A 6,000-nucleotide genomic window follows, 5' to 3' on the forward strand; every position below is an offset into this window, starting at 1 on the left:
GGTTCTTGAGGAGTTACGCGCGACGCCATGTCTAGAACAGGCCCTTCGGCGCGGGAGCGGCGAGCAGCAGCCCGGGCTTCGCGACGATCGACAGCTGCCGCACCTCGTCGACGGTGAGCTCGGGCAGGCGCTGTGCGAGATCCAGGAACCGCTCGATCTCGGCGGGCTCGAGCACGGGCTCGGCGAGGACCCGGAACTTGCGGATGTAGTCCTCGCGGGCGAAGGGGCGCGCCCCCAGGGGGTGCGCGTCGGCGACGGCGATCTCGTCCTGAATCACGGTGCCGTCGGTCAGGCGGATCTCGACGCGACCGCCGAACGCCTTCTCGGCGGGGTCCTCCGAGTGGTAGCGGCGGGTCCACTCGGCATCCTCTGCCGTCGTGATCTTGTGCCACAGCGCCACGGTGTCCTCCCGCCCGGCCCGCTCGGGGGCGTACGAGTCGACGTGGTGCCAGCCGCCGTCCTGCAGCGCGACAGCGAAGATGTACGGGATCGAGTGGTCCAGCGTCTCGCGGGATGCCGTCGGGTCGTACTTCTGCGGGTCGTTGGCGCCCGAGCCGATGACGTAGTGGGTGTGGTGCGAGGTGTGCAGCACGATCGACTCGACGTTGGCCGGGTCGGTGGCCTCCGGGTGCTCGCCGTGCAGCTTGCGCGCCAGGTCGATCCAGGCCTGCGCCTGGTACTCGGCCGAGTGCTCCTTCGTGTACGAGTCGAGGATCGCGCGCTTGGGCTCCCCCGCGGCGGGCAGCGGCACGTCGTACGACGCGTCGGGGCCGTCGAGCATCCAGGCGACGACACCGTCTTCGCCCTCGTAGATCGGCGAGGGGCTGGTCTCGCCGCGCATCGCACGGTCGACCGCCTCGACGGCCATCTTCCCGGCGAAGGCGGGGGCGTGCGCCTTCCAGGTGGAGATCTCGCCCTTGCGCGACTGGCGGGTCGCGGTGGTGGTGTGCAGCGCCTGACCGACCGCCTGGTAGATCGTCTCGGTCGGGAGACCCAGCAGCGTGCCGATGCCGGCGGCGGCCGAGGGGCCGAGGTGGGCGACGTGGTCGATCTTGTGCTTGTGCAGGCAGATGGCGCGCACCAGGTCGATCTGGATCTCGTAGCCCGTCGCGATGCCGCGCACGAGCGCGTCGCCGTCGGAGCCGACGTGCTGGGCGACCGCGAGGATCGGCGGGATGTTGTCGCCGGGGTGCGAGTAGTCCGCGGCGAGGAAGGTGTCGTGGTAGTCCAGTTCGCGCACGGCGACGCCGTTGGCCCAGGCCGCCCACTCGGGGCTCGTCCGGCGCTCGAGGGCGCAGCCGAACACCGTCGCGCCGTTGCCACCCACCGAGACGGCGTGGTCCAGCGCCTGCTGGCGTGCGGCGCTGACGGGGGCGCGGGTGAGGGAGGCTGCGGCGACGGCGGCGTTGTCGATCACGCGGTTGATGATCATGTCGACCACCTCGGGTTCGACGGGAACCGGGTCGGTCGCGACCTCGGCGATGTGCCAGGCCAGCTGTCCCTCGCGGGGCAGGTCCTCGTCGCTGCGGTGGACGCGCAGGTGGTGCGTGATGGTCATGGGGGTCCTCTCTCAGAACGTGACGGGGCGCGCGCCGGAGCCGTCGTCGAGCGACGTCAGGATGCTCGCGAGCGCGTTGTGCAGGTGGATGTGCGTGGCGTGGGCGGCGAGTTCCGCGTCGCCGTCGGCGATCGCCGCGGCGATCAGGCGGTGCTCGGCGACGGATGCCGCAAGGCGGTCGGGGTTGTCGCGGGCGAGGCGCCGCACGCGCACGAGGTGGGTGCGGACGGTGCGCAGCGCGGCGGTGAAGTAGTCGTTGGCCACGGCGGTGTCGACCTCTGCGTCGAGCTGTGCGATGAGGGCGTAGTAGGCGTCGGGCCCGCCGGGGGCGGTGAGGTCGACGTCGGCGAACCGCTCGACGAAGCGGGCGAAGACGGCGCGGTCGCCGCGGCGGGCGGCGAGGGCGGCGGCGGTCTCTTCCAGGGCACGCCGCAGTTCGAACAGCGCCCGGATGTCGCCCGGCTCAACGTCGGTGACCACCGTCACGCGCGGGGACTGCTGCGTGACCAGGCCGTCGGCGGTCAGGCGCCGCAGCGCTTCGCGCAAGGGAGTGCGGCTCACCCCGAGCCGGGCGGCCTGCTCGACCTCGCCGAGCACGGTGCCGGCGGGGAGCGCGCCCGACTGGATCTCGGCGAGCAGAGTCGCATAGGCGCGTTCGCCCGCGCGTCCCTGGGTCGCTCCGTCGGTAGCCATCGGCATCAGTGTATACATAAACCCCGCCCGGCGGCGGTCTTGTCCCGCTGTCGCGGAATTGCGTATACATCGCTTGGCCACTCGGACTCCACAGCTGCCCGGATGAGGGGATCTGCCCGGATGAGGGCGGATCCCCACATACGCCCCTCAGCCCGGCAGATCTCCTCATCCCGGCCGGCCGGCCGGGCAGGGCCAGAGCGGCGCGAGGCCGCGGCAAGCACCGGCGCGGACCCGGGCGAGGCCGGCGCGCGTGCGCGCCCTACGCCCCGGCGCCCCGCAGGTGGGTGGCCAGAGCCTCGAGCGCAGGCCGCTGCCCCTTCACGAGCCGTTCGCCCGCGACCCCCAGCCCCACCCAGTCCGCGCGGTCGACCTCGGGGAAACGCTGGGTCCTGCCCGAGCGCGGCGGCCACTCCATCTCGAACTCCCCGAACATGAAGTCCGCCCGGGTGGCCGCGAACGCCGTGCCGTCCGCGACGAAGACGGTCACGCGCTTGCCTGACGCATACGGGTACGTGCCGAGTTCCGCGTACGGACCCTCGGGCGGCTCGACCCCGAGCTCCTCACGGAACTCGCGCTGCGCGGCATCCAGTGCCGACTCGGCGTCGGGGTCGTACTCGCCCTTGGGGATCGACCACGCGCCGGTCTCCTTGCCCGCCCAGTACGGACCGCCCATGTGGGCGATCAGCACCTCGGGCCCGCCGTCGGCGAGCCGGTAGAGCAGGAGACCGGCGCTGTGGACGGGCATCAGGCCGGGCGGGACTTCGGCGAGACCTCGTAGGTGTTCTCGGGGTCGGTCTCGGCCACGCCGGAGAGGGCGTCGTCGATCGCCGTCATCGTGTCGGCGTCGAGCGTGACACCCGAAGCCTTGACGGTGTCCTCGAGCTGCTGGGGACGCGAGGCGCCCACGAGGGCGGCGGCGACGTTGGGGTTCTGCAGCACCCACGCGATCGCGAGCTGCGGCATCGACAGGCCGGCCTGCTCGGCGACGGGCTTGAGCTTCTGCACCGCGGTGAGCACCTCGTCGTTCATGAAGCGCTTGATGAACGTCGCGCCGCTCTTGTCGTCGGTCGCGCGCGACCCCTCGGGAAGCGGCTGACCGGGCAGGTACTTACCGCTGAGCACGCCCTGCGCCATCGGCGACCAGACGATCTGCGAGATGCCGAGCTCTTCGGATGCCGGGATGACCTTGCCCTCGATGACGCGCCACAGCGCGGAGTACTGGGGCTGGTTGGAGACGAGCTGCACGCCCAGGTCCTTCGCGAGGGCGTGCCCTTCGCGCAGCTGCTCGGCCGTCCACTCCGAGACGCCGATGTAGAGCGCCTTGCCCTGACGGACGATGTCGGCGAACGCCTGCATCGTCTCTTCGAGCGGGGTCTCGTAGTCGTAGCGGTGGGCCTGGTACAGGTCGACGTAGTCGACGCCGAGGCGCTTGAGCGACCCGTGGATGCCGTCGAAGATGTGCTTGCGGCTGAGGCCCATGTCGTTGGGGCCCTTACGGCCGATCGGCCAGTAGAGCTTCGTGAAGATCTCCACCGACTCGCGGGGCTGACCCTTCAGCGCCTCACCGAGCACCTCTTCGGCGGCGGTGTTCGCGTAGGCGTCGGCCGTGTCGAACGAGGTGATGCCGAGATCGAGGGCCTTGTGCACCGTGGCGATCGCCGCCTCGTTCTCGACCTGCGAGGCATGGGTGATCCAGTTGCCGTACGTGATCTCCGAGACCTTGAAACCAGAGTTGCCGAGATAGCGATAGTTGACCATGGGAAAACGTTACCGCGCCGCCCGGACGGCGGGGCCGGGATGGACACCACCGCGCGGCCCGTGTACGCGCCGGGACCTCAGGCCTCGACCGGCATGTCCTCTGCGGCGCGCTCGTCATCCTCGGTGGCCACGAGCTGACCGCACGCGCCGTCGATCTCCTTGCCGCGGGTGTCGCGCAGGGTCGTGGGCACGCCGGCGTCGTTGAGACGGCGGACGAACTCGTCCTGCACGTCCTTGTCGGACGAGGTCCAGATCGACCCGGGCGTCGGGTTCAGCGGAATCGGGTTCACGTGCACCCATCCGCGGCCGCGCGCATTGAGCTTCTCGGCGAGCAGATCGGCCCGCCACGCGTGGTCGTTCATGTCCTTGATGAGTGCGTACTCGATCGAGACGCGGCGACCGGTCTTGTCGAAGTACTCGCGGGCGGCATCGAGCGCCTCGTCGACCTTCCAGCGGGAGTTCACCGGGATGAGCTCGTCGCGCAGGTGGTCGTCGGGGGCGTGCAGCGACAGGGCGAAGGTCACCGGGATGTTCTCGTCGGCGAGCTTGCGGATCGCCGGCACCAGCCCGACGGTCGAGACCGTGACGCCCCGGGCACTCATGCCCAGCCCGTGCTTCTTGTCGACCATCGTGCGGACGGCCTGCATGACGCGGTTGTAGTTGGCGAGGGGCTCGCCCATCCCCATGAAGACGATGTTGGTGACGCGCTCGCCCTCGTGGCCCACCTTGCGGGGGTCGCCGAGTCCGCCCTCGGCGATGAGGCGGTTGGCGCGCACGACCTGGTCGACGATCTCGGCGGCCGACATGTTGCGCGTCAGCCCCGCCTGGCCGGTGGCGCAGAACGGGCAGTTCATGCCGCAGCCGGCCTGGCTCGACACGCACAGCGTGATGCGGCCGGGGTAGCGCATGAGCACCGACTCGACGAGGGCGCCGTCGTGCAGCTTCCACAGGAACTTGATCGTGTCGCCCTTGTCGGTCTCCAGGCGACGCACCTCGGTGAGCAGCGGCGGCAGCATGCCGTGCACGAGCTCCTCGCGACCGGCGGCGGGGAGGTCGGTCATGTGGGCCGGGTCGGCGGTGTAGTGCGTGAAGTAGTGCTTCTCGAGCTGTGCGGCGCGGAACCCCGGCATCCCGAGCTCCTTCACCTTCTCGACGCGCTGCTCGGGGGTGAGGTCGGCGAGGTGCACCGGCGGCTTGCCGCGCTTGGGGCTCGCGAATTGCAGCAGCGGGCGGCCCTCGGCATCCTTCTGCTGGGACCAGCCCTCGGTCGCCGGGCGTACCTGCCGCGGTTTGGTGGCGCGCACGGGGGAGGAATCGGTCATGCTCCCAGGGTACGGGAGGCGCGCTGAGCGAGCGCTGGTGGCGCTACCACACCGCGGCGGGGCGCGGGAGGGCTGGAACGCCCTGCGGCGGCGCGGATACCGTGACGGGGTGAGCGACGAGTCGATCAGAATCCGCGACATCCGCCCCGAGGATGCCGGCGAGGTGCTGACCCTGCAACGCGCGGCGTTCGTCAGCGAGGCGCTCATCTACGGCGACCCCGACATGCCGCCGCTGACGCAGACGCTCGAGGAGGTGCAGGCGGAGCTGGTGGACAACCTCGGCTGCGTCGCCCTCGACGGCGCCCGCATCGTGGGCGCCGTGCGTGCCCGACGCGACGGCGACCTGCTGCTGATCGGGCGCATCGCGATCGCCCCCGACCAGCAGGGGCGCGGCATCGGCACGAAGCTGCTGACGGCGGTCGAGCACCGCGGGCGGGATGCCGGCGCGCGGACGGCCGAACTCTTCACCGGGTCTCTCAGCGAGGCCAACCTGCGGCTCTACGAGCGCGAGGGCTACGCCGAGTCGGACCGGGTCCCCGGCGACGGCAGCGACCAGGTCTTCCTGCAGAAGCCGCTGGGCTGACCGGGCGGCCGGGGCGGCTCGGCGGCTCATCCGGTGGCCGAGCAACGGCAAGCGCACGCGCGGCCGGGCGGCGCGGCGGGACCGAG

General features: G+C 71.2%; 6 protein-coding genes. 1 reads left to right on the plus strand and 5 read right to left on the minus strand.

Annotated features, from left to right (window positions below; all coding sequences use genetic code 11):
* Nucleotides 1-31: 31 nt before the first annotated feature.
* The 5 genes from NQ160_RS01090 to rlmN all read right to left on the minus strand — a co-directional run bounded on the left by NQ160_RS01090 (nucleotide 32) and on the right by rlmN (nucleotide 5,331).
* Nucleotides 32-1,558 (minus strand): MmgE/PrpD family protein, encoded by a 1,527-nt coding sequence (locus tag NQ160_RS01090; RefSeq protein ID WP_257513382.1) that lies wholly within the window; start codon nucleotides 1,556-1,558, stop codon nucleotides 32-34.
* Between the two features lie 12 nt (nucleotides 1,559-1,570).
* On the minus strand, nucleotides 1,571-2,251 hold the full coding sequence (locus tag NQ160_RS01095) for a GntR family transcriptional regulator (RefSeq protein ID WP_257513383.1): 681 nt from the start codon (nucleotides 2,249-2,251) through the stop codon (nucleotides 1,571-1,573).
* 259 nt (nucleotides 2,252-2,510) lie between these two features.
* On the minus strand, nucleotides 2,511-2,996 hold the full coding sequence (locus tag NQ160_RS01100) for an NUDIX domain-containing protein (RefSeq protein WP_257513384.1): 486 nt from the start codon (nucleotides 2,994-2,996) through the stop codon (nucleotides 2,511-2,513).
* Nucleotides 2,996-4,009 (minus strand): aldo/keto reductase family protein, encoded by a 1,014-nt coding sequence (locus NQ160_RS01105; RefSeq protein WP_257513385.1) that lies wholly within the window; start codon nucleotides 4,007-4,009, stop codon nucleotides 2,996-2,998. The genes NQ160_RS01100 and NQ160_RS01105 overlap by 1 nt, the downstream gene beginning before the upstream one ends.
* A gap of 77 nt (nucleotides 4,010-4,086) precedes the next feature.
* Entirely contained in the window at nucleotides 4,087-5,331 is a 1,245-nt protein-coding gene (rlmN, locus tag NQ160_RS01110) for a 23S rRNA (adenine(2503)-C(2))-methyltransferase RlmN (RefSeq protein WP_257513386.1), read from the minus strand.
* 109 nt (nucleotides 5,332-5,440) lie between these two features.
* Between rlmN and NQ160_RS01115 the strand changes: the two genes are divergently transcribed.
* Nucleotides 5,441-5,914, plus strand: coding sequence for a GNAT family N-acetyltransferase (locus tag NQ160_RS01115; protein ID WP_257513387.1), 474 nt, complete (start codon nucleotides 5,441-5,443; stop codon nucleotides 5,912-5,914).
* Nucleotides 5,915-6,000: the final 86 nt, after the last annotated feature.

Source organism: Microbacterium sp. zg.Y909 (assembly GCF_024626565.1).

What these genes read in the sequence shown, in the direction of transcription:
- NQ160_RS01100 (WP_257513384.1), bottom strand. Translation starts at nt 2,996, where the DNA reads ATGCCCGTCCACAGCGCCGGTCTCCTGCTCTACCGGCTCGCCGACGGC.
- rlmN (WP_257513386.1), bottom strand. Translation starts at nt 5,331, where the DNA reads ATGACCGATTCCTCCCCCGTGCGCGCCACCAAACCGCGGCAGGTACGC.
- NQ160_RS01090 (WP_257513382.1), bottom strand. Translation starts at nt 1,558, where the DNA reads ATGACCATCACGCACCACCTGCGCGTCCACCGCAGCGACGAGGACCTG.
- NQ160_RS01105 (WP_257513385.1), bottom strand. Translation starts at nt 4,009, where the DNA reads ATGGTCAACTATCGCTATCTCGGCAACTCTGGTTTCAAGGTCTCGGAG.
- NQ160_RS01095 (WP_257513383.1), bottom strand. Translation starts at nt 2,251, where the DNA reads ATGGCTACCGACGGAGCGACCCAGGGACGCGCGGGCGAACGCGCCTAT.